The organism is Arthrobacter gallicola (assembly GCF_014836775.1).
In the GTDB taxonomy this organism is placed as follows: Bacteria; Actinomycetota; Actinomycetes; order Actinomycetales; family Micrococcaceae; genus Arthrobacter_B; species Arthrobacter_B gallicola.
Map to the genome: position 1 here is coordinate 59,185 of NZ_JACSQD010000008.1, position 21,503 is coordinate 80,687.

The window sequence follows — 21,503 nt, forward strand, 5'->3', positions numbered from 1 at the left end:
CTCGACACTAGCCCCCGAGCGTCAGTTCCTCGCGCAAAATCCACAGGCCCTGGGGATCGTGTTCATACACACCGATCCGCTCGACCCGGAAACCTGCCTCGTAGCCGCTAAGCGAGGTCAGGGCCTCATCCATGCCGGCCTCACTGACGTCGTGGGCCACCGTGACGTGCGGATGATAGGGATAGGGGGTCTGGTGCTCAAGAGGACCGCGCTGGAGATCCCGGTGCAGGCGTGAGCACTCCTCGAATCCGTCCGTCACGTTCAAATACACAACGGGAGTCACCGGACGGAACGTGGACGTTCCGCGCAGCGTCACAGTGAAGGGACGGTGCGCTGCGGTCACCTGCCGGACATGGCGCAGCGCCGAGAGCCAGTCCGTCGCCGGGGTGGTTGTGACCAAAGTTATGTGCGCCGGGATCACGGAGGCCATGGGGTCCCCGAAGGACGCCCGTGCCCGCTTGAGGAAGGACGCCATGGGCTCCGGAACGGGTATAACGATCCCGACCTGACAGGGTGTTTCAGGCGTCCGGCCGTTCCCGGTGCGGGTGGCACCGGTTGAAATCTGCACCGTCGAGTTCGAGTAGCCCATGAAGTTTAGCGGGAGGTGGAACCCAGTGGGAGGAAACCGATCTTCTCGTACACATCGGCCAGTGTAGCCGACGCGGTTTCCCGCGCTTTCAGAGCGCCATGCGCAAGCAGCCGGTCCAGTTCCGCCGGATCGTCCAGCAGCTGCTGGGCGCGTTCCCGGATGGGGCGGATGTGCTCGGTGACAGCCTCGGCAAGGTCGACCTTCAGATGTCCGTACATCTTGCCTTCGTATTCCTTCACCAGCGTGTCGATGCTTCGTCCGGTGATGAGGGAATAGATGGAGAGCAGGTTGGACACTCCCGGCTTAGCCTCACGGTCAAACCGGATTTCGCTGCCGTCATCGGTGACAGCGGACTTGATCCGTTTGGCGATCACCTTGTCCGGGTCCAGCAGGTTGATCAGGCCCGCCGGCGAAGCCGCCGACTTGGACATCTTCGCAGCCGGATTCTGCAGATCGTAGATCTTGGCCGAGTCCTTCTGGATAAAGACTTCCGGAACCGCGAAGGTCTCCCCATAGCGGCTGTTGAACCGCTTGGCCAGGTCCCGGCTCAGCTCAATATGCTGACGCTGGTCTTCGCCGACCGGCACACCGTGGGGCTGGTAAAGCAGGATGTCAGCGACCTGAAGGATCGGATAGGTGAACAGGCCCACGGACGCGGCATCGGCGCCGAAGCGCTGCTGCTTGTCCTTGAACTGGGTCATCCGGGAGGCTTCGCCGAAACCGGTCAGGCAGTTCAGCACCCACGCCAGCTGCGCGTGTTCGGGCACCTGGGACTGGACGAACAGGGTTGCGCGGTCCGGGTCCACTCCCCCGGCAATGTACTGCGCTGCGGTGACCCGGGTTCGTTTGCGCAGATCCTCGGGGTCCTGCGGGACCGTAATGGCGTGCAGATCGGGAATAAAGAAGTAGGCGTCGTACTGCTCCTGCAGCCGGACCCAGTTCACCAGGGCGCCGAGGTAGTTGCCCAGGTGGAGGGAGTCTGCTGAGGGCTGCATGCCGGAGAGAATGCGCTGGCGGGCTGCCGGCGTGGAGGGTGTTTCAGTCATTTGTTCTCAAACCTTAGAACTGGTAGTCGACCACAACGGGGGCGTGGTCAGAGAAACGGGCATCGTAGGTGGCGGCGCGGTCGACGACGGCGTGAACGGCACGCTCAGCCAGGCCGGGAGTGGCCATGTGGTAATCAATGCGCCAACCGGCGTCGTTGTCGAAGGCCTGGCCTCGCCAGGACCACCAGGTGTACGGCCCGGCGACCTCGCCGGCAAGCTTCCGGGCGACGTCGACGTAGCCGATCTCCTCGCCGAGGAAACGGTCGAAGTAGGCGCGTTCCTCCGGCAGGAAGCCGGCGCGCTTGACGTTGCCCTTCCAGTTCTTGATGTCCAGGGTGGTGTGACCCACGTTCAGGTCGCCGACGATCAGCGCGTAATCGCTGGTGGCGGCCAGTACGGGAAGCCGCGCCGCCATCACATCCAGGAAGCGGTACTTATCCTCCTGTTTGGGGGTTCCGGCTTCGCCCGAGTGCACGTAGGCGCTGACCACCGTCAGCAGTTTCTCCTCGCCGTCCACCGGCACCTTGAAGTCTGCTTCCACCCAGCGTCCGGACGTCGCGAAGTACTCTTCGCCGATGTGTTCGCGCACGGCAACCGGCTCCTGCCGGGATGCGATGGCTACACCGGCGCGTCCCTTCGCTTCGGCTTCGGCATGCAGGATGTGCCAGTCGTCTCCGAGCAGCTCCCGGACGATCTTGTCCGGCGCACGCACCTCCTGCAGGCAGAGAATGTCGATGTCCCGTCCGGCCAGCCATTCGGCCATGCCGCGCTTGTAGGCGGCGCGGATGCCGTTGACGTTAACCGTCGCGATTCTCAGTGTTCCCAGTGCCGATGCGGGGCTGGGCTCCCCTGCAGATGCCATGCTCACGCCAATAACCATACCCCTCGGTAGCTTTCGGGTTCATCTCGGCGGGCATGCCCGCCAAGGGGCATGCTGCCTGCGCGGGTGATCCGCGGATCAGTCGACGAGCGTGCCCTCGACCGGCCCGCCGTCGTCCTTCTTCATCATTCCGCGGGCATTGTGCGCGGTGATTTCGATCGTCTCGATCGCCCGTTCCACCTGGCCCTCGTCGCTGCCGAGGTTCTCCCGGATCACCCTGGACTGCACCTGGATGATCTTGAAGCTGTGGTCCAGCTTCTGGTCGCGCATGGTGGTTGCCTCATCCATCACCTGGACGGACGGAGCCCCGCCCGCAGCCCGGTTGAGCGAGTCCTGGGCCTCGGCCAGCTTCACGCCGGCCTTCCGGGCAGCGCCACGGATACTGAAGACCACAAAGGCGAACAGGAGCAGCCATCCGAGGGAGATAATCACCACCAGCCAGCCAACGACGTCGTTCTCATTGGCGGCGAAGATCACGGCCACGATGAACACAAACACCATCAGAGTGGTGCCGATAGTGGCCATCTTGCGGCTGATTCCCCTGCCGGGGCTGGATACTGGCGGCGTTTTGCCGTGAGGGATGGACTGCATGAAACCATTCTCTCAAAAATTCGTGGAGATCGATTCCGCTTACCCCCACGGCGAAACCCGGAACCGGAAGGTGGCTTTGAGCCGACTGCCCCGGCTGGTGTTTGCCGCGAACGGGACACTGCTGGGAGGCTGGTGCGATGGAGATCAGGATAGTGACCGGCGACATCACCCGGCGGCCGGTGGACGCCATCGTCAACGCCGCCAATTCCTCCCTGCTCGGGGGCGGCGGGGTCGACGGCGCTATCCACCGGGCTGCCGGGCCTCAACTTCTGCAGGCCTGCCGTGCCCTGCGCGAAGGCAGCTACCGGGACGGGCTGGGTGTGGGCCAGGCCGTTGCCACCGAGGGTTTTGCCCTGCCGGCGCGCTGGGTCATCCATACCGTAGGGCCGAATGCGCACGCGGGCCAGACTGATCCCGGCCTGCTGGAAGCGGCGTTTCGCAACAGCCTGGACGTGGCCGTGTCCCTTGGAGCGGCCACGGTAGCGTTCCCGGCCATCAGCGCCGGTGTCTACGGGTGGGATGCCGGGACTGTGGCGGAGATTGCGGTGCGGACCGTCCGGAGTCATCCGGGCACCGGAGTCGACTCGGTCGAGTTCGTCCTGTTTAACAACGCCATGACCCGGATCTTCCGCTCCGCCGTGGACGCCGCGGGCTGATCTGCCGGGCCCGTTGGGTCCGCGGGCGTCAGCCGAACGGGTTCCAGGCGGCACCGGGGAAGAGTCCGGCCAGTCCGGCCCGCAGGATCAGGAAGCCGACAATTCCCACCACCCACAGCACGGCCTCCCCTGAGACCTTCGACAGCCAGGCACCGACCCGTTCCAGCGGCGAATCCAGCAGCCGGCCCAGCAGCAGCCTGCCACCGAGCAGGAGTCCGGCCGGCAGCAGCATCACCAGGCAGTACAGGCCCAAGGCTCCAGCCGACGCCTGCAGTTCAATGCCGGCACCGGTCAGCAGACCTACCGCCGCCAGATAGGGCAGCATGGTTGGCAGCTCAAGCAGTCCGGCGAGCAGGGCCAGGCCGAGCAGCCCGCCGCGGCTGTCCAGTGCCCTGCCGATCCGGTGCTGCCACCGCCGCTCGGTGACGGCGGAGCGCTCCGCTGCCGCCGCTTTTGCTCCCCGCGCCCCGGAATGTCCACCGCTGGTGGTGGTGGTTGAGCTTCCGGCAGCTGCATTGCTGCCCGCGGAACGCAGCGAGGCCTCTTTGGTCATGCCGAGTGAATCCTTGAATGACCAGATCAGCATGCCCGCTCCGGCCGCCACCATCACGGCCTGCACCGCCGGCAGCTCCAGCACGGAGCCGATGCTGCCGCTGCCCAGCGCATCGGCGATCCCCATGGCTCCGGAGAGCAGAACCAGCCCCACCAGGAAATAGAACACCCCGACTGCCCCCAGGTAGACAGCCACCTTCCCGGCGCTCCTGCGGGCACCGGGGCGCAGGAGCAGCCACACCGGAATAACAAGCGTCCCGATGCTGGTGCTGTCAATGAGCGCGAGAATGCCCAACTGGGCCATCAGTTCCAAGGTCATCTCCATACTCTTCTCCGGGGCGCGTCACCCGGCATCCGGCATCGGGAGGAGTGGGGCCTCATCCTTTCGTCTCAGGTTGGTGCGGCTTGCTTGGCCAGTGTGGGCCGGGCCTTCAGGATGGAGCTATGAACTCTTCTTCGGGCCGGATCCGACGCGAGGACGTGGTGCTGGCCCTGGGCTACGCGGCGCTGGCCTGGCTGCTTCAGTCGGTCAATATCACCGCGACCAGTGAACCGATGCTGCCCTGGCTTACTCCGTGGTGGCCGCTGCTTACTGTGGCCGGAGCCGGTGCGGTTGTTCTGCGCCGCAGCCGAACGGTACTGATGGTGCCGCTCAGTGCCGCTGCGGCCCTGGCCCTGGCGCTGGCCGGGAGCGCCGGCGGGTACTTCTTTGCCTTCGAAGCCGTCTTTTCCCTGGTGCTTTTTGGATCGGCCAAAGCGGCTAGGGCTGCCGAAATCACGGTGCTGGTCCTGAGCGCCGCCTCCGGAATCGCGGCGTGGGCCGTGGCGCGGAACCTTAGCGACGGCGTCGTCGCTGTCCTGTTCACTGCCATGATCCTGCTGCTTCCCGCGGAATGGGCAGGCAACCTGCGCAAGGCTGGCCAGCTGGCAGAAAGCGAAAGCGCCCGCGCGGTGGCAATCCGGCAGGCGGCCCGCGACCAGGCCAGCCTGGCTTCCCGGGAGCACGATCTGGCGCTGGCTGCCGAACGCCAGGACATGGCCCGTGAACTTCACGATGTCCTGTCCTCGCGCCTTTCAGCGATTGCGCTGCAGTCCGGTGCGGCACTGCAAAGTCCTGACAAGTTACTGGCGCGGGAAGTGCTATCCCACGTGCGGCGGGAAAGCGTGGAAGGATTGGCCGAGCTCAACGGCATGATCCGCATGCTCAGCACCGGCGAACCCCGCCCGCTTGCCGGGAACGCCGGCGATCTGAACGCGGTGGTGGAAGGGCACCGGGCGGCCGGGACAGCGATCGAATGGATCAACCGCCTGCCCGGCGGCGGTACCGGGCTGCCCGGCCCGGTGCAGGCCGCCCTCTTCCGGATCGTCACGGAAGCGCTGGTTAACGCCGGCCGCCATGCCCCGGGAGCGGCCGTCCGGATGACACTGGATCCCGTGCCCGGCGGCGTCCGGCTGGAAATTGACGACGACGGCGGTCCCGGAGTCCGCGCCGCTGCTTCCGAAACCAGCGGCGGCGTTTCCGCAGCTGAGAGTGACATTGGCACCGGAACCGGCGTCGCCAGCATGTTGGCCAGGGCCGAACAGCTGGGCGGACACGCATGGGCAGGGCCGCGCGGCAGCGGCTGGACGGTGGAGGCGGTCCTGCCGGATACTCTGCTGCCCAGTGCCGCGCCCGGCGAGCCAGCCCCGGGTAACCCGGCAGACAGCCGGCAGCTGTCCTTCCCGGCCGGCTCCGGGTCCGCAGTCTCCGGGGGTACCGGGGCATGAGCGCAGCTCTCAGGGTCCTGCTGGCGGACGATCACGCTGCGATCCGGCTGGGAATGCGGATGGTCATTGAGGTGGACCCGGGATTCGAAGTGGTCGGTGAGGCCGGCGACGGCGCCACGGCGGTCTCCATGGCCCGGGCGCTACAGCCCGACGTCGTCCTCATGGACCTGCGGATGCCGGTGATGGACGGGGTGGAAGCAACCGCTGCCATTACCGCGGGCGGGTTGGTGAAGGTGGTTGCCCTGACCACGTTCGACCATGACTCCTACCTCTTTGGTGTTCTGGCCGCCGGAGCTGCGGGGTTCCTGTTGAAGACCGCCGAGCCGGCAGAAATCACGACGGCGCTGCGCCGGGTCCACGAGGGCGGAACGGTGATTGCGCCCGAGGTTGCCGGCCGGCTGGTCGCGGCGGCTGTCAGCCGCGCAGCCGCCGGTGCAGCCGGTGCCGCCGGTGCTGCCGTGGCTCCGTATTCTGTGGAACTTACCGGCCGGGAGAGCGAAGTTCTGGACTGCCTGGGCGAGGGGCTGAGCAACGTCCGGATTGCCAGCCGCCTGGGGATTTCTGAGACGACGGTCAAAACGCATGTGTCCCATGTCCTGGCCAAGCTCGGCGTCGAGTCCAGGCTGCAGGCCGCGCTGGCGGCCCGGACCCGGGCACTCTAGCGGCCGGTGCGGTCTATTTCTGGAACAGGGCTTCCAGCCGCCGGGTGGTGACCACCAGCCCAAAGGCGATCATCACCACGAAGTACAGCAGGTGTCCGGCGGTATCAAGCCCCAAAGCCCCGGCGTTGATCTGCCGCAGCATCTCCACACCGTGCCACAGCGGCAGTGCCTGGATCAGCGTCGCGATACCCTGCGGGTAGACGCTCAGCGGATAGAACGTGGCGGAGAACAGGAACATCGGCAGCATAACGAAGCTGACCCAGTCCAGCTGCTGGAAGGTCTTCATGTAGCTGGTGATGGCCATGCCAATCGAGGCGAAGCCGAAGGCGATCACCACCGCCGCCGGAATCATCAGCAGCGACGCCGGAGACGTCACCAGTCCCATGGCGGCCATGACCGCTGTGAAGCCGGTGGCATACATCCCGCCGCGCAGCAGGGCCAGGAGGATCTCGCCCAGGGCCACGTCCACCGGGCCAAGGGATGTGGCGAGCATGCCTTCGTACAAACGGGCGAAGTTGAGCTTGAAGAACACGTTCATGGTGGAGTCGTAAATGGCTCCGTTCATGGCCGAGACGGCGAGCAATGCCGGTGCGATGTACGCCGCGTAGCTGATCTGCTCTCCACCGGGTCCCGCCACCGTTCCGATGAGGGATCCCAGGCCGATGCCCATGGCCAGCAGGTACAGCACGGGTTCAACGAACCCGCTGATCATGATGGACCAGTTGGTGCCCCACGTGGCTTTGAGCCCGCGGGCGAAGACGGCCCGGATGTTCCGGCCGTACAGGGAACCCAGGAAACGCTGCCTTGGCTGCGGCATGGCCGCTGTGCTCTGGCGCGCGGCCTCCCTTTTCTGCTCGGCCACGGTGTCCTCCGGGCTCCCGGTGTGGCGTGCGGCGTTCATTTTCCCAGCGGCGCTCATTTTCCCAGCCTCCGGGTGAAGTTGCGCCGGGTCAGCAGCCAGCCGCCGACGGCCAGGAGCAGCAGGTACGCCACATGGACAACGGTCAGGATTGCAGGTTCTGCCAGTCCGTAGCTGACCATTCGGCCCAGCTCGGAGGCATGCCACAGCGGCGAAACCCAGCCGATCCAGCGGATCACCAGCGGCAGGGTGTCCAGGGGGAAGAAGGTTCCGGAGAACAGGAACAGCGGCATCACAATGAAGCGCTGCACCATGGCGAATTGGCCCCGGTCTTCGGTGATCGAGGCGCTGTAGGCCATCAGCGGCAATCCGAAGGCCAGCCCGCCCACAATCGCTGTCAGCACCATCAGCCAGGCCGTCGCGGGGTTTCCCACCGCTCCGAAGAGCAGCAGGAAGCCGAAGTAGGCGCCGCAGGTAATGAGCAGCCGGACCCCCAGGCCCGGGACGTGCCCGTCCACCAGCTGTGCACTGCTGAGCGGAGACGCGTTGGGGCCGTAGTAGGTCCGCTGCCACTTGAATCCGGACATCACCGTGTAGGTGTTCTCTTCGCTGGACACCATGATCGCCGCCGTGGCGAGCAGGGCCGGACCCACGAACAGCAGGTAGGACACCGAGCTGCCGTTGCCGGCGTCGAACGCTGCATTGGTCCCGGTATCAACCAGGGAGGCCAGCCCCACTCCCATGCCGAAGAGGTAGACCAGCGGAGTCCCGACCGCGGTGACGAGCACGGTCCAGCCATAACCGCGCATCCGGCGCAGCCAGTGTTCGGCGTAGTAGACGGCGCCGTACCTCCGGGCACGGCGCGCTGTTTCTTCGGGTGTCAGGGGTGAGCGCAGCCCCAGCACCGCGTGGGTCTGCTGCTCAGTCAACGAGGCTCCTGCCCGTCAGCCGAAGGAAGACGTCCTCCAGGGAGGAGCGGCGGACCAGCGAGGTGAGGGGATGCAGCCCGCGCGCGCCGACTGCCTCCAGCGCATGCTCGCCGTTCTCCGCGTAGATCAGGACGCGGTCCGGCAGTGTCTCGATCCGCTCGCCGATTCCGTTCAGTTCCGCTGCGACGGTGGTGTTGCGCTCGGAGCCGAACCGCAGTTCCACCACTTCCCGGGAGGAATACTCCCGGATCAGTGCCGCCGGGGACCCTTCGGCCATGATGGCGCCCTTGTCCACCACGATCAGGCGGTCGCACAGCTGCTCGGCTTCATCCATGTAATGGGTGGTGAGGATCAGGGTGACGCCGGCTTCCTTGAGTCGGAACAGGCGGTCCCACAGAATATGCCGGGCCTGTGGATCCAGCCCGGTGGTTGGCTCATCCAGCAGCAGGATCTTGGGATCGTTGATCAGGGAGCGGGCGATGGTGAGGCGGCGTTTCATTCCGCCGGAGAGGTCGTCAACGCGGGCCTTGGCTTTGTCGGTCAGCTGGGCGAATTCCAGCAGTTCGTCCGCCTTGGGCTGCAGGTAGCTTTTGGGCAGGCCGAAATAGCGGCCGTAGGCCAGGAGGTTGTCCCGCACCCTCAGCTCTTCGTCCAGGTTGTCCTGCTGGGGCACCACGCCCAGGTGCGCCCGCACTTCCGGGCCGTTGCGGTCCGGGTCCAGCCCCATGATCCGCAGTTCCCCCGAGGTGCGTTTGGAGACACCGCCGATCATCTTCATGGTGGTGGATTTGCCCGCACCGTTCGGCCCGAGCAGCCCGAAGGACTCCCCCGCGGGAACGTCGAAGCTGATGCCGTTGACGGCGGTGAAATCCCCGTAGGATTTCGCCAGGTTCGCGGCGGTGATGACGGGTCCCTGGAAGGCCTTTTGGGCGGACGGGGCGGAGACTGTGATCTGCGGCACCCGGCAATCATAGTGCAGGCACCTCAAGGACCGGTGCAGGCCGGCCGGAGAACGGCGAAGGCCCGCCCGCCTGATGGCGGACGGGCCTGGGCACGGGTGCCGGCGGCTTATTCCGCCAGGATTCCGGCCTGGCGTTCAGCGGCTTCCACCACGTTGGCCAGGAGCATGGCCCGGGTCATCGGACCAACCCCGCCCGGGTTCGGTGAGATCCAGGACGCAACGGAGGCAGCGTCCTTTTCCACGTCGCCCATCAGCGTTGTTTTACCGGTTTCCGGGTCGGTGACGCGGGTGACGCCCACATCCAGGACAATCGCCCCGGGCTTCAGCTCGGCGGCCTTGATCATGCCGGGGAACCCTGCCGCGGCCACAACGACATCGGCTTCCCGCAGCAGTTCGGGGAGGTTCACCGTGCCCGTGTGGGCGAGCGTGACCGTCGCATTGATCGGACGGCGGGTCAGCAGCAGTCCCAGCGGGCGGCCAACCGTGACGCCGCGGCCCACAACCAGCACGTTCTTGCCGTTGAGGCTGATGCCGTTCCGGACCAGCAGCTGCACAATGCCGTGCGGTGTGCAGGGCAGCGGCGAGGTCATCGCATCAGAGACGTTGAGCACCAGGCGTCCGAGGTTCACCGGATGCAGGCCGTCTGCGTCCTTTTCGGGCGCGATCCGCTCGAGGATCCGGTTGGTGTCAATGTGCTTGGGCAGGGGCAGCTGCACAATGTAGCCGGTGGTCGCCGGATCGGCATTCAGCTCGTCGATGACCTTTTCCAGGTCTTCCTGGCTGATGTCCTCCGGCAGGTCCCGCCGGATGGAGTTGATGCCCACCTGGGCGCAGTCCTTGTGCTTGCCGCCCACGTAGGAGTGGCTGGCCGGATCGTCTCCCACCAGCACGGTTCCGAGTCCGGGTGTGATGCCGTGCTCGTCCACCAGGACCTGGATCCGTTTGGCCAGTTCCTCCTTGATTTCCCGGGCTGCCTTCAGGCCGTCGAGGCGCTGTGCGGTTTCCGGCATCTCTTCGGGTGCCTCAACGTTGCCTACCATGTTCGTTCCCTGTTCCATGCTCACCATTCTTCCTGTCCGGAGTACAGCGGGAAGTTCTCGGCCAGGACCGAGACGCGGCGGCGCAGGTCCTCAGCGTCGGGGGACGGCTTCAGCGCTGCGGCGATGATCTCCGCGACCTCGGTGAACTCCTTCGCGCCGAAACCGCGGGTGGCCAGGGCAGGGGTTCCGATGCGGAGGCCGGAGGTGACCATGGGCGGGCGGGGATCAAACGGAATGGAGTTACGGTTCACGGTGATACCGACCGAGTGCAGCAGGTCTTCGGCCTGCTTGCCGTCCAGCACCGAGTTGCGCAGGTCCACCAGAATCAGGTGCACGTCGGTGCCGCCGGTCAGGACGGAAACGCCGTGTTCGGCCACATCCGGAGCGGTCAGCCGGTCTGCGATGATCCGGGCGCCTTCCAGGACGCGTTCCTGGCGTTCGCGGAACTCCTCGGAGCCGGCCACCTTGAAGGCGACGGCCTTGGCCGCAATAACGTGCATCAGCGGTCCGCCCTGCTGGCCCGGGAACACGCTGGAGTTGAGCTTCTTGCCGAATTCCTCCTTGGCCAGAATCATGCCGGAGCGCGGACCTGCCAGGGTCTTGTGGACAGTGGAGGTGACGACGTCGGAGTACGGAACCGGGCTCGGGTGCAGGCCCGCGGCCACCAGACCGGCGAAGTGAGCCATGTCCGTCCACAGGTAAGCTCCGACCTCATCCGCGATGGAGCGGAACGCAGCGAAGTCCAGCTGACGCGGGTACGCTGACCAGCCGGCGATGATGACCTGCGGACGTTCCGCCAGGGCCTGCTCGCGGACCTTGTCCATGTCCACGCGGTACGTGTTCTCATCCACCCCGTAGGCTGCAACTTCGTAGAGCTTCCCGGAGAAGTTCAGCTTCATGCCGTGGGTCAGGTGACCGCCGTGGGCCAGGTTCAGGCCCATAATCTTGTCCCCCGGCTTGATCAGCGCGGCGAGGGCAGCGGCGTTGGCCTGGGCTCCCGAGTGCGGCTGAACGTTGGCGAACTCAGCACCGAAGAGTGCCTTGACCCGTTCGATAGCCAGGTTCTCGGCGACGTCGACCTGTTCGCAGCCGCCGTAGTAGCGGCGGCCCGGGTAGCCCTCAGCGTATTTGTTGGTCAGAACCGATCCCTGCGCTTCGAGGACGGCGCGCGGCGCGAAGTTCTCTGACGCGATCATTTCCAGCGTGTTCCGCTGGCGGGAGAGTTCACCCTCGAGGACGGCGGCGATCTCGGGATCTACCTCCGAGAGGGGTGCGTTGGTGACGGGCTGGGTGGAAAGTTTCACGTGGATCTCCTGGGAAAGATGGCTATAGGTCAGGCTACCTGCCGGGCGCTCCCGATTTCCGGGCATGACAGACAGATGACTACGTGACCCCGGCCCAGGCGTGCGATCCGTGGTTTGGCCTTGCTTGTGCCGCTTCCTGGTGGTTACCCACCCAACGCCAGTCGCGACGAAACCATATTACCGCGCAGCTGGCCCCTCACCGGGCGCCCGGGCCGGTCCGGGGGCCGGCGAGGTGAGGTCTTCCCAGCGGAAATCGGTGACGCCGCCGGATTCCCAGTCCGTCCGCAGGCGCCCGTAGGTGACAGATGCAATCCGCCGCCCGTCATCCAGCGGCCAGTCTTCGCGGAGGTGGGACTCCTTAACGAATCCGGAGCGCAGCAGCGTTTTGCGCATGGCAATGTTGTCCTCCCGGGTTTTCCCCGCGAGGCGGCGCAGATGGGGGTAGTCCGTAAAGACTCTTCCGGTGAGCGCCTGCAGCACCGGAACTCCCTTGCCTTCGCCCCGGTGCTGCTCGACCAGCCGCAGGTCAAAAACAGCACAGTCGCTTTCGAGGTCCTCCAGGATCACCAGGCCCAGGCGCTGGTTTTCGCCAAAGACCCAGAAAGTGCGCACGCCGTCGGAATCGAACCGGCCTTCAAGCAGCAACCGGCGGACCAGGTCTTCGGACGGCTCGGTGATGAGATGGTAAGGAAAGCGGTTGGTGGTCAGGAACCGGACCAGCTCTTCCTCATCCTTGTCCGACAGCGGGGCGAAAGTAACGTCCATTCACCCAGCGTAGGCCAGGCCCTCCCGGGCGGTAACCTAGTCAGGGTGACCGTAAATGCTTCCGCCGGACTGCCGGCAACCGACTCAGCCGCCAATTCCCGACCTGCTTCCTACACGCTGACGCTGTCCTGTCCGGACCGTCCGGGAATCGTGCATGCCGTTTCCGGGGCCCTGGCGGCCGCAGCGGGAAACATTACCGAATCACAGCAGTACGGCAGTCCGGACACCGGATCCTTCTTTATGCGGGTGGATTTCACCGCACCGGGCTCCTACGAGGAAACACGCGCTCCCCTGGAACCGGTAGCGGAAGCCTTTGGCATGGAGTGGGAGCTGCACCGTGCGGGGGTTCCGGTCCGGACCCTGATCATGGCGTCCAAGGACGGGCACTGCCTCAATGACCTGTTGTTCCAGCAGCGGGCCGGCAACCTGCCGATCGAGATTCCGGCAATCGTCTCGAATCACAAGGACCTGGCTGGCCTGGCGGAGTTCTACGGTGTGCCGTTCCACCACATCCCGGTCACCGCGGACACCAAAGCGGCCGCCGAAGACCAGCTCCGCTCCCTGATGCAGGACCTGGACATTGAACTGGTTGTCCTGGCCCGCTACATGCAGATCCTCAGCAATGAGCTGTGCAGCGACCTGTCCGGGCGTGCCATCAACATCCACCATTCCTTCCTGCCCTCCTTCAAGGGTGCGCGTCCCTATCACCAGGCCCACACCCGCGGTGTGAAGCTGATCGGCGCGACGGCGCACTATGTCACCGCGGACCTTGACGAAGGGCCGATCATTGAGCAGGAAGTCATCCGGGTGGATCACTCCCGCACCGCTGCCCGCCTTGCTGCGCTGGGCGCGGGAGTCGAGGGACGGACCCTGGTCAAAGCCGTCCAGTGGCATGCCGAGCACCGGGTCCTGCTCGACGGCGGACGCACTATCGTCTTCAACTAGGGTTCAGCCGGCCCGCCGGCGGCCCGTTACAGTTGTCGCATGGCTCACATAGTTACCCTCCGCGGAAAAACACCCGTCACTGATTCCAGCGTGTTCCTGGCTCCAACGGCGTCGCTGATTGGCGACGTCGAACTCGGCGCGGGTGCCAGCGCCTTCTACGGCGTGTGTGTCCGGGGCGACTCCAACTCGATCCGGGTCGGGGCGGGAACGAATCTGCAGGACAACGTGGTGCTGCATGCCGATCCGGGTTTTCCCACGACTGTCGGTGAGCGGGTCAGCGTTGGACACAACGCCGTCGTCCACGGCTGCACCGTCGAAGATGACTGTCTGATTGGCATGAGTGCCACCATCATGAACGGAGCCGTGATCGGCGCCGGTTCGCTGGTGGCTGCCGGGGCAGTGGTCCTCGAGGGCACCCAGGTTCCGCCGCGCTCCCTCGTGGCCGGTGTGCCTGCCAAGGTCCGGCGTGCGCTCACCGATGAGGAGTTCGCCTCGGTTCAGCGCAATGCCGAACATTATCTGGAGACGGCTGCCGCCCACCGGGAAGCCGTGCAGACACTCTAAACCTCGCCCATCGGCGAAATTGTTTCCTAAAGGACCCTTGCTAAAGACTTCTTTATCAAGAATGCTTTAGCAATGTCACCGGAACAATCTGGCTCCTCAGCCCCACTGCCGCCCGAAGGTGTCACTTATCGTGGCCCATCCAGCGAGCAGGTCATTAGTGATCCCATTCGGATTCGTGCACTTGCCCACCCCGTCCGCTTGGAACTCCTCGACTATCTGGACGACGCAGGGCAAGCCACCGCGACGGAATGCGCAGCGGCGACCGGTGAGTCCGTCGCGAGCTGCTCCTACCATCTGCGCATGCTGGCTAAACATGGATACATCGAGCAGGCTGACCAGCAAGGGCGGGAAAAACCGTGGAAGGTCGTTTCACACGGCCGATCTTCCGTCATCGACCGGAATGCGCCGGGGTCCGTGCACGCTGTGTCTGCGATGGCGAGTATGTTCGTCCATCGTCAGCTGGACCGCGTTCAGTCGTGGCTGCAGCGTGCTTCTGAACTGCCGGTGGAAGACATCGATGTCTCCACCATTACGAGCTCACGGTTCTATGCGACCCATGAGGAGATCCGCCAGTTCCGGGAAGAGGTCTGGGAACTAGCCCGTCGTTTCGACGGACGGCGGAACCATCCGGAGCTGTGGCCGGAAGGGTCGGTGCCCGTACAGCTCTTCGCCGTGGTCAATATTGACCCGGACCAGCCGGTGCACGAAGCCAATCGGGAAGCGGGCTGAGGTGGCAGCCGGAAGTACGGGCTCAGAGCACCCGGTACCCGCTCCTAGCCCGACGGCGGCCAAGGCACTGGGACCGGAAGCAAACGGCATCGGCACAAACCGCGACGCGTTGAGGGTCCCAGCCTTCCGCGGTCTCACCCTGGCCTGGGTATTCACCAACTTCGGCAACTCGGCTCTCTTCCTGACGGCGGCCATCTGGGTCAAGCAGCTCACCGGAAGCGATGCGGCAGCTGGACTTGTGTTCGTGGCACTCGGCCTCCCGGCGCTCCTGGCGCCCCTGATAGGTCAGCTTGCAGACCGGTTCCGGCGAAAACCACTGCTGGTAATCAACAACTTCTGCTCGGCAACCGTTGTACTGGTTCTTCTTTTCGTCCAGACATCCGCCCACCTCTGGCTGGTCTACGTCGTCATTTTCACCTACGCGACATCGAACTACGTGACTACTGCAGCCCAATCCGGCCTGCTGCGCGATATGCTTACTGACCGTCTTCTCGCACCAGCCAATGGGCTCCTGAGCAGCGTCAATCAGGGATTGCGGATTATTTCTCCGCTCATCGGTGCAGGCATGCTCAGCCTCTGGGGTATGCAGGCGGTAGTACTGCTGACCAGCCTCTGCTTTGTCGTGACGGCTCTGATCCTCATAACGCTAAAAGTTCAGGAATCCGACCCCGGTGCGGAAGCCGAAGATAATTTCTGGCAGAGCACAACGGCCGGCCTGCGTTTCCTGGCCCACCATCAGCTCCTGGCACCAGCCATGCTCTGCCTCAGCATCGCCATCGGCGCCACCGGCATCCTGAACGTCACTATTTTCGCTACCGTAGAGCAAGGCCTTGGCATGCCACCCGAATTCCTTAGCGTGCTGGTCAGCGTCCAAGGCGCCATGGCTATCGCCGGAGGGTTCACCGCCAGCATCCTCATCCGAAAATTCGGTATCCGCACCGTCATCATCCTCGGAGTGGCACTGCTCGCCGCCGCTGTCCTGGCATCTGCCATACCGTCCGTGCCTGTCGTCTTGACGGGTTCCGTCCTGACGGGACTCGGCGTCACATGGACAGTCATTGCTTTCATCACCCTGCGCCAAACCGAAAGTCCCGCCCGCCTGCAAGGGCGAACCTCAGCCGCAACCAGCATGCTCATAAACGTTCCCCAAGTCGGAGCCAACATGATCGCAGCGGCGCTGATCAGCTCGATCGATTACCGGGCCCTCATCATCACCACGAGCGTTGTCTGCCTGGCAGGAGCTCTTCCGCTCCTGCTGCGCCGCTCATCCGTGCAGACGCGGGGGGCCGGCGGCCCAGGCGGCGGACCCGGCCGGCATTGAGTAATCCGCAGGGACTGGGCAGCAGGTCCCGCGGACCATAAGGTAGTTCTATTGCCGAGACACTAGCTGGCCAAGCCACTGATTAAGCCACTGATTGAGAGCCGAGGACTATGAGCGCCCCGCAGTACATTCACACACCGCCGTGTGTCCTTCAAGGGGCGCCCAGCCCGGTCCAGGCCACCGGCCGCATCCTGAGATGGGGTGTCGTAGCCACCGGGCACATCGCCGGCCGGGTCACCGAGGACATCGCCCGCCTCGAGGATGCTGTCCTGCAGGCCGTCAGTTCGCGCTCTGAGGGAACGGCGGTGGACTTCGCAGACCGCTTCGGGTTCGCGGCCAGTTACTTCGACGACCCGGTCCGGGGGAAAGGCTACCGCCAGCTTTTCGATGATCCGGACGTCGACGTCGTCTACATTGCCTCTCCGCATGCCCAGCACTACGAGCTGACCCGGGAAGCGCTCGAAGCCGGCAAACACGTGCTCTGCGAAAAGTCGATCACGATCAACGCCGCCGAGCTGGCCGACCTGCTGGAGGTCGCCGCCCACAACGGGGTGTTCCTTATGGAAGCGGTCTGGACCCGGTTCCTCCCCTGCATCAACCGGCTGTGGGAAATTCTGTCCAGCGGCGAACTGGGCACCATCCACTGGGTGCAGGCCGATCTTGGTTTCCCGGCACCCTACGATCCGGCAAGCCGGTTGTGGGATCCGGCAGCCGGCGGAGGGGCACTCCTGGATCTCGCGGTCTATCCCCTGACGCTCGCCGTCGGGGCGCTGGGCTTCCCGCAGAGTGTGCGGGCCACTGGGTCCGTGAACCAGGACGGTGTAGACACCCAGAACGCCCTGACCCTGAATTACGCTTCCGGTGCCCACGCCCAGCTGACCTCATCCCTGCTGTCCTCCGGCCCCCGCACGGCGACGATCTCCGGGAGTGAGGGCTGGGTCCGCACCGGGGCGCCGCTGCACAACCCCGTGGAACTGCATATCCAGCAGCATCTGGGCGAGGCACGGATGGAACGTTTCCAGCAGGTGGGTAACGGCTACACCTACGAGCTCCGGGAAGTCACCCGCTGCATTCAGGAAGGGCTGCATGAGAGCCCCACCATGCCGTGGGCGGATTCGCTCAAGACCATGCAGCTCTTTGACGAGGTGCGGGCACAGCTGGGCGTTCATTACCCCAACGACGACGCCCTCCCGCCTGCGCTGCATACCCTGAGCAAGCTCCCCGGCTCCGCTTAGGTTCGGCTCCGGTCAGTCTCGACTCCGGTCAGTTTTCCCGCTGTAGTTTACTTCCCGCTGCGGTTTACGGGGGCTGGTTTCTTTGTGGGTGGGTGTTACCCGCCCAGTCCGCCAAGACCGCCGGAGAACTTACCGATCAGATCCTGCGGGTTGATTCCAAATTTGCTCAGGAGGCCCGAGTCCTTGTCCGTGTCCACCTGGTCCGGCAATTCGGACTCAGCCTGGCTGGCCTGTTCATTGCTGCCCTTGCTTTTCAGGAAGTCGATGATCTGCTGCTTTCCGATCTGCATCTTTGGCTCCTTACAGTGACGTGGCGGGAGGCCTCAAGAGGCCTCCCCTCTGCTCCCCTTCCACGAGGGTAGGCACACGAACCTGCCCCAGAACAGTCCCCGGACAAATCAAGCCAGACCCAGGCCCCGGCAGGCTATACAACATCCCGCAGCCGTGGTTTCCTTCATCCATGGGCGCAGAAGTCTCCTCCAAGTCCTTCAGCCGCGAACAGCGGACCCGCTACCGTGCCCGGCTGCTGGAAAACCTGGATACGTTTGCCGGCTTCCTCGGCACTGCTGACTTCGCTGATTCGGCAACCATCGGCGTCGAGCTTGAACTTAACCTGACCAATGACGACTTCACTCCCGCCCTGCGCAATGCCTCTGTCCTGGAACAGATTGCCGATCCGGCGTTCCAGACCGAGATGGGTGCCTTCAACATCGAGATGAACCATCCCGCGCTTTCCATCCGGGGCGCGGGGCTGAGAGACCTGGAGGAGAGCCTTCGGCGCCAGCTGAACCGGGCCGACGAGCTGGCAGCGAAGGCCGAAGCAAACATCCTGATGGTGGGCATCCTCCCCACCCTGACTCCCTCCGTGCTCGACGGAGATGCCTGGATCAGCTCCGGGGTGCGGTACGCGGCCTTGAACACCTCGGTCCTGCAGGCCAGGGGCGAGGACGTTCATCTGTCCCTCGCCGGAGTGGAAACGCTGTCCCTCTATGCCGCGAACATCGCTCCAGAGGCTGCCTGTACGTCGCTGCAGCTGCATCTGGAAGTCAGCCCTGCTGACTTCGCTCCCGCCTGGAATGCGGCTCAGCTCATTGCCGGTCCGCAGGTAGCCCTGGCCGCAAACTCCCCCGTTTTTATGGAGCGGGTTCTGTGGCAGGAAACGCGTATTGAACTGTTCAAGCAAGCCATCGATACCCGGCCGCCGGAAATGCGGAATCAAGGTGTCCGGCCGAGGGTCTGGTTCGGTGAACGCTGGATCACCTCCATGTTCGATCTTTTTGAGGAGAACGTCCGCTATTTCCCGGCCCTGCTGCCAGAGGTTTCCAGTTCGGGTTCCGGATCCACCTCATCAGGTGCCCCGCTGCTGCCGGAACTTCGTCTGCACAACGGCACTGTCTACCGCTGGAACCGGCCCATCTACGATCCCGGCACCCACACCCCGAACCTGCGGCTGGAAAACCGCGCCCTGCCTGCCGGGCCCACGGTCCTGGATGTCACCGCCAACGCCGCGTTCTTCTACGGCCTGCTTCACACCCTGCGCACGGCTGACCGTCCATTGTGGACCCGGATGGCATTCAAAACGGCCACGGATAATTTTCTGGCATGTTCCCGCCTGGGTCTGGATGCATCGGTCTACTGGCCGGGTATCGGTGATATTCCGGTGGCGGAGCTCGTGGTCCGGCATCTGGTCCCCCTGGCAGCGGAGGGATTGCAGGAACTTGGTGTGGATGAAGCCTGCATCGCCCGGTACCTCGGCGTCATCGGGGAACGGGCGCGCAGTGAACAGAACGGTGCCTCCTGGCAGATCGCACTGCTGGGAAAACTGGAGGCCGCGGGTTTCAGCAGGCCCGCAGCGCTCTCCGAGATGACCAGACAGTACTGGCACCATATGCACAGCAATGAGCCGGTGCATCTGTGGCCGCTCGACTAGGCAGAGAAACGGTGCATCTGTGGCCGCTGACCAGGGCAGGGATGCAACCTGGGTTCTGCCACGGAGGGCATGCACCTGGACGGAACGAAAGTTGGAAAAACCGGAGCAGTTTTCGACGTGATGGCTGGCACTCTCCAAGTGAGAGTGCTAATCTAATTTCATCTTGAGCGAGGTTGGCTCAAGTTTGAACCCTTCATTTTTTCATTCTGGTTTTTCATTTCTGTCAGTGACGCACACAACCGCCCGCACCGGCGGGACGGTGAAAAGGAGTTGATGAGAATGGCGATGAAATTCGATCCCTTCCGCGAACTGGACCGTGTGGCAGGAGCCCTGCTGGACCCGCGGCAGAGGCTGCGCCTGATGCCGATTGACCTCTACCGCGAGGGCGACCACTACATCATGAACGCAGACCTGCCGGGCATCGATCCGGGATCTGTTGATGTGGACGTTGACGGCCAGCTCCTGACCATCCGTGCCGAACGCACCATCCAGGCCCCCGAAGGCGCCACGTGGCTGACCCGGGAGCGCGAGTCCGGCAGCTTCCTGCGGCAGCTGAACCTCGGCCAGGGCATTGATATCGACGGAATTTCCGCCAAGTACGAGAACGGCGTGCTGAGCGTCTTCATCCCCGTCAGTGAACGGGCTAAGCCGCGGAAGATCGAAGTCTCCGCCCCTTCTACGGGCGGCGGAAACATCATCCAGGGCGAGTCGACTTCCGCGCCGGCCAGTTCCTCAGCGGGCACCGGTTCCGGGTCGGGCACTTCCGGCTCTTCCGGCACTTCCCAGGGATTTTCCGAGGGCGCCGGCATCTAGCTGACAGCGCTTAAACAAAAAGGCAGCCCCGGTCCAACCGGACCGGGGCTGCCTTTTTGTTTAGTACGTAATACCGGGTTCTAGCCCAGGCGCACCTTGAGGTTCTCATCCAGGGCGGCGAGGAACTCTTCGGTGGTCAGGTAGGACTGCTCGGGACCAACCAGCATTGCCAGGTCCTTGGTCATCTTGCCGGATTCGACCGTCTTGATGACAACGTCTTCAAGGGTTTCGGCGAAGTTGATGACCTCGGGGGTGTTGTCCAGCTTGCCGCGGTGCATCAGGCCACGGGTCCACGCGAAGATCGAAGCGATCGGGTTGGTGGAGGTGGGCTTGCCCTGCTGGTGCTGGCGGTAGTGACGGGTCACGGTGCCGTGTGCAGCTTCGGCCTCGACGGTCTTGCCGTCAGGGGTCATCAGCACGGAGGTCATGAGGCCCAGCGAGCCGAAGCCCTGCGCCACGGTGTCGGACTGGACGTCGCCGTCGTAATTCTTGCAGGCCCAGACGTAGCCGCCTTCCCACTTCATCGCGGAGGCAACCATGTCATCGATCAGGCGGTGCTCGTAGGTGAGGCCGGCTGCTTCGAACTGGTCCTTGAACTCGGCGTCGAAGACTTCCTGGAACAGGTCCTTGAACTGGCCGTCGTAGGCCTTCAGGATCGTGTTCTTGGTGGAGAGGTACACCGGGTAGTTGCGCTGCAGGCCGTAGGCGAAGGATGCACGGGCGAAGTCCTTGATGGACTCGTTGAAGTTGTACATGCCCATGGCCACACCGCCCTCTTCGGGGTAGGTGACAACCTGGGTCTTGATCTCTTCGCCGCCGTCAGCCGGGGTGAAGGTCAGGGTCAGGGTGCCGGCACCGGGAACCTTGAAGTTGGTGGCCTTGTACTGGTCGCCGTGGGCGTGGCGGCCAATGATGATCGGCTTGTTCCAGCCCGGGACCAGGCGCGGGATGTTGGAAATGATGATCGGCTCGCGGAAAACGACGCCGCCGAGGATGTTGCGGATGGTTCCGTTGGGGGAAACCCACATCTTCTTCAGGCCGAATTCTTCAACGCGTGCCTCATCCGGAGTGATGGTGGCGCACTTGACGCCCACACCGTGTTCCTTGATGGCGTTGGCGGCGTCGATGGTGACCTGGTCGTCCGTGGCGTCACGGTTCTGGATCGACAGATCGTAGTACTTGAGGTCCACGTCGAGGTACGGGTTGATCAGGCGGTCCTTGATGAACTGCCAGATGATCCGTGTCATCTCGTCGCCGTCGAGCTCTACGACAGAGCCCACAACCTTGATTTTGTCAGCCACACGGTCTCCTTGTGGAATGGGGGTCCGGACATGGCTTTTGACATGCGGGGACCCGGCTTTTTGG

23 protein-coding genes and 1 riboswitch are annotated in these 21,503 nt (G+C 64.3%); of the genes, 10 read left to right on the forward strand and 13 right to left on the reverse strand.

All coding sequences use genetic code 11. The features are described 5' to 3' along the window. Nucleotides 1–7: 7 nt before the first annotated feature. From H9639_RS15580 to H9639_RS15595, 4 genes are all read right to left on the reverse strand, one after another. A complete protein-coding gene (locus tag H9639_RS15580) occupies nt 8–589 on the reverse strand; it encodes a 2'-5' RNA ligase family protein (RefSeq protein WP_191808995.1) in 582 nt (193 codons plus the stop codon). 5 nt (nt 590–594) lie between these two features. After that, nucleotides 595–1,635, reverse strand: a complete 1,041-nt coding sequence (trpS, locus tag H9639_RS15585) for a tryptophan--tRNA ligase (protein WP_191808996.1) — start codon at nt 1,633–1,635, stop codon at nt 595–597. A gap of 13 nt (nt 1,636–1,648) precedes the next feature. After that, nucleotides 1,649–2,497, reverse strand: coding sequence for an exodeoxyribonuclease III (locus H9639_RS15590; protein WP_191809127.1), 849 nt, complete (start codon nt 2,495–2,497; stop codon nt 1,649–1,651). Nucleotides 2,498–2,593: 96 nt separating this feature from the next. Beyond that, nucleotides 2,594–3,106 (reverse strand): hypothetical protein, encoded by a 513-nt coding sequence (locus H9639_RS15595; RefSeq protein ID WP_191808997.1) that lies wholly within the window; start codon nt 3,104–3,106, stop codon nt 2,594–2,596. A gap of 137 nt (nt 3,107–3,243) precedes the next feature. Here H9639_RS15595 and H9639_RS15600 point away from each other — a divergent pair, with 137 nt between their 5' ends. Further along, nucleotides 3,244–3,762 carry an O-acetyl-ADP-ribose deacetylase gene (locus tag H9639_RS15600; protein ID WP_191808998.1) on the forward strand — a complete coding sequence of 173 codons (519 nt, stop codon included), beginning with the start codon at nt 3,244–3,246 and terminating at the stop codon, nt 3,760–3,762. Between the two features lie 28 nt (nt 3,763–3,790). Here H9639_RS15600 and H9639_RS15605 read toward each other — a convergent pair whose 3' ends face one another. Beyond that, complete coding sequence (locus H9639_RS15605) at nt 3,791–4,633, reverse strand: GAP family protein (RefSeq protein ID WP_191808999.1); 843 nt, start codon at nt 4,631–4,633, stop codon at nt 3,791–3,793. Nucleotides 4,634–4,758: 125 nt separating this feature from the next. On the opposite strand from H9639_RS15605, the gene H9639_RS15610 reads away from it, so the two are divergent. Both H9639_RS15610 and H9639_RS15615 read left to right on the forward strand, forming a co-directional pair. Then, nucleotides 4,759–6,081 (forward strand): sensor histidine kinase, encoded by a 1,323-nt coding sequence (locus tag H9639_RS15610; RefSeq protein WP_191809000.1) that lies wholly within the window; start codon nt 4,759–4,761, stop codon nt 6,079–6,081. Next, nucleotides 6,078–6,743: a response regulator gene (locus tag H9639_RS15615; protein ID WP_191809001.1), complete on the forward strand. Its 666-nt coding sequence runs from the start codon at nt 6,078–6,080 to the stop codon at nt 6,741–6,743. Before H9639_RS15610 ends, H9639_RS15615 begins: the two co-directional genes overlap by 4 nt. 13 nt (nt 6,744–6,756) lie before the next feature. On the opposite strand, the gene H9639_RS15620 is transcribed toward H9639_RS15615, so the two are convergent. From H9639_RS15620 to H9639_RS15645, 6 genes are all read right to left on the reverse strand, one after another. Then, on the reverse strand, nt 6,757–7,560 hold the full coding sequence (locus H9639_RS15620; RefSeq protein ID WP_191809128.1) for an ABC transporter permease: 804 nt from the start codon (nt 7,558–7,560) through the stop codon (nt 6,757–6,759). 98 nt (nt 7,561–7,658) lie between these two features. Further along, entirely contained in the window at nt 7,659–8,531 is an 873-nt protein-coding gene (locus H9639_RS15625; protein WP_225219690.1) for an ABC transporter permease, read from the reverse strand. Beyond that, on the reverse strand, nt 8,524–9,483 hold the full coding sequence (locus H9639_RS15630) for an ABC transporter ATP-binding protein (protein ID WP_404799772.1): 960 nt from the start codon (nt 9,481–9,483) through the stop codon (nt 8,524–8,526). The genes H9639_RS15625 and H9639_RS15630 overlap by 8 nt, the downstream gene beginning before the upstream one ends. A gap of 116 nt (nt 9,484–9,599) precedes the next feature. Beyond that, nucleotides 9,600–10,502, reverse strand: a complete 903-nt coding sequence (locus H9639_RS15635) for a bifunctional methylenetetrahydrofolate dehydrogenase/methenyltetrahydrofolate cyclohydrolase (protein WP_191809130.1) — start codon at nt 10,500–10,502, stop codon at nt 9,600–9,602. A 50-nt stretch (nt 10,503–10,552) separates the two neighbouring features. Beyond that, entirely contained in the window at nt 10,553–11,869 is a 1,317-nt protein-coding gene (gene glyA / locus H9639_RS15640; RefSeq protein WP_404799773.1) for a serine hydroxymethyltransferase, read from the reverse strand. A gap of 52 nt (nt 11,870–11,921) precedes the next feature. Further along, nucleotides 11,922–12,011, reverse strand: a riboswitch (ZMP/ZTP riboswitch). Between the two features lie 2 nt (nt 12,012–12,013). Next, nucleotides 12,014–12,601 (reverse strand): GNAT family N-acetyltransferase, encoded by a 588-nt coding sequence (locus H9639_RS15645; RefSeq protein WP_191809004.1) that lies wholly within the window; start codon nt 12,599–12,601, stop codon nt 12,014–12,016. A 69-nt stretch (nt 12,602–12,670) separates the two neighbouring features. On the opposite strand from H9639_RS15645, the gene purU reads away from it, so the two are divergent. The 5 genes from purU (at nt 12,671) to H9639_RS15670 (ending at nt 17,395) form a co-directional block, all read left to right on the forward strand. Then, complete coding sequence (purU, locus tag H9639_RS15650) at nt 12,671–13,546, forward strand: formyltetrahydrofolate deformylase (protein WP_225219713.1); 876 nt, start codon at nt 12,671–12,673, stop codon at nt 13,544–13,546. A gap of 39 nt (nt 13,547–13,585) precedes the next feature. Further along, complete coding sequence (locus tag H9639_RS15655; RefSeq protein WP_191809006.1) at nt 13,586–14,110, forward strand: gamma carbonic anhydrase family protein; 525 nt, start codon at nt 13,586–13,588, stop codon at nt 14,108–14,110. A 72-nt stretch (nt 14,111–14,182) separates the two neighbouring features. After that, nucleotides 14,183–14,839: a winged helix-turn-helix domain-containing protein gene (locus H9639_RS15660; RefSeq protein WP_225219691.1), complete on the forward strand. Its 657-nt coding sequence runs from the start codon at nt 14,183–14,185 to the stop codon at nt 14,837–14,839. Between the two features lies 1 nt (nt 14,840). Beyond that, nucleotides 14,841–16,160 (forward strand): MFS transporter, encoded by a 1,320-nt coding sequence (locus H9639_RS15665; RefSeq protein ID WP_191809008.1) that lies wholly within the window; start codon nt 14,841–14,843, stop codon nt 16,158–16,160. Nucleotides 16,161–16,270: 110 nt separating this feature from the next. Beyond that, a complete protein-coding gene (locus H9639_RS15670) occupies nt 16,271–17,395 on the forward strand; it encodes a Gfo/Idh/MocA family protein (RefSeq protein ID WP_191809009.1) in 1,125 nt (374 codons plus the stop codon). Between the two features lie 95 nt (nt 17,396–17,490). On the opposite strand, the gene H9639_RS15675 is transcribed toward H9639_RS15670, so the two are convergent. Then, nucleotides 17,491–17,685, reverse strand: a complete 195-nt coding sequence (locus H9639_RS15675; protein WP_191809010.1) for a hypothetical protein — start codon at nt 17,683–17,685, stop codon at nt 17,491–17,493. Nucleotides 17,686–17,855: 170 nt separating this feature from the next. Between H9639_RS15675 and H9639_RS15680 the strand changes: the two genes are divergently transcribed. After that, on the forward strand, nt 17,856–19,325 hold the full coding sequence (locus H9639_RS15680; protein ID WP_191809011.1) for a glutamate--cysteine ligase: 1,470 nt from the start codon (nt 17,856–17,858) through the stop codon (nt 19,323–19,325). 279 nt (nt 19,326–19,604) lie between these two features. After that, the gene (locus tag H9639_RS15685) at nt 19,605–20,138 is read left to right on the forward strand and encodes an Hsp20/alpha crystallin family protein (RefSeq protein WP_191809012.1); all 534 of its coding nucleotides are present in this window, start codon (nt 19,605–19,607) and stop codon (nt 20,136–20,138) included. A gap of 80 nt (nt 20,139–20,218) precedes the next feature. On the opposite strand, the gene H9639_RS15690 is transcribed toward H9639_RS15685, so the two are convergent. Further along, nucleotides 20,219–21,439 (reverse strand): NADP-dependent isocitrate dehydrogenase, encoded by a 1,221-nt coding sequence (locus H9639_RS15690; protein ID WP_191746131.1) that lies wholly within the window; start codon nt 21,437–21,439, stop codon nt 20,219–20,221. Nucleotides 21,440–21,503 lie beyond the last annotated feature (64 nt).

Coding starts and splice junctions, on each gene's coding strand:
- H9639_RS15580 (WP_191808995.1), bottom strand. CDS start 589: ATGGGCTACTCGAACTCGACGGTGCAGATTTCAACCGGTGCCACCCGC.
- trpS (WP_191808996.1), bottom strand. CDS start 1,635: ATGACTGAAACACCCTCCACGCCGGCAGCCCGCCAGCGCATTCTCTCC.
- H9639_RS15590 (WP_191809127.1), bottom strand. CDS start 2,497: ATGGCATCTGCAGGGGAGCCCAGCCCCGCATCGGCACTGGGAACACTG.
- H9639_RS15595 (WP_191808997.1), bottom strand. CDS start 3,106: ATGCAGTCCATCCCTCACGGCAAAACGCCGCCAGTATCCAGCCCCGGC.
- H9639_RS15600 (WP_191808998.1), top strand. CDS start 3,244: ATGGAGATCAGGATAGTGACCGGCGACATCACCCGGCGGCCGGTGGAC.
- H9639_RS15605 (WP_191808999.1), bottom strand. CDS start 4,633: ATGACCTTGGAACTGATGGCCCAGTTGGGCATTCTCGCGCTCATTGAC.
- H9639_RS15610 (WP_191809000.1), top strand. CDS start 4,759: ATGAACTCTTCTTCGGGCCGGATCCGACGCGAGGACGTGGTGCTGGCC.
- H9639_RS15615 (WP_191809001.1), top strand. CDS start 6,078: ATGAGCGCAGCTCTCAGGGTCCTGCTGGCGGACGATCACGCTGCGATC.
- H9639_RS15620 (WP_191809128.1), bottom strand. CDS start 7,560: ATGCCGCAGCCAAGGCAGCGTTTCCTGGGTTCCCTGTACGGCCGGAAC.
- H9639_RS15635 (WP_191809130.1), bottom strand. CDS start 10,502: ATGCCGGAAACCGCACAGCGCCTCGACGGCCTGAAGGCAGCCCGGGAA.
- H9639_RS15645 (WP_191809004.1), bottom strand. CDS start 12,601: ATGGACGTTACTTTCGCCCCGCTGTCGGACAAGGATGAGGAAGAGCTG.
- H9639_RS15655 (WP_191809006.1), top strand. CDS start 13,586: ATGGCTCACATAGTTACCCTCCGCGGAAAAACACCCGTCACTGATTCC.
- H9639_RS15660 (WP_225219691.1), top strand. CDS start 14,183: ATGTCACCGGAACAATCTGGCTCCTCAGCCCCACTGCCGCCCGAAGGT.
- H9639_RS15670 (WP_191809009.1), top strand. CDS start 16,271: ATGAGCGCCCCGCAGTACATTCACACACCGCCGTGTGTCCTTCAAGGG.
- H9639_RS15675 (WP_191809010.1), bottom strand. CDS start 17,685: ATGCAGATCGGAAAGCAGCAGATCATCGACTTCCTGAAAAGCAAGGGC.
- H9639_RS15680 (WP_191809011.1), top strand. CDS start 17,856: ATGGGCGCAGAAGTCTCCTCCAAGTCCTTCAGCCGCGAACAGCGGACC.
- H9639_RS15685 (WP_191809012.1), top strand. CDS start 19,605: ATGGCGATGAAATTCGATCCCTTCCGCGAACTGGACCGTGTGGCAGGA.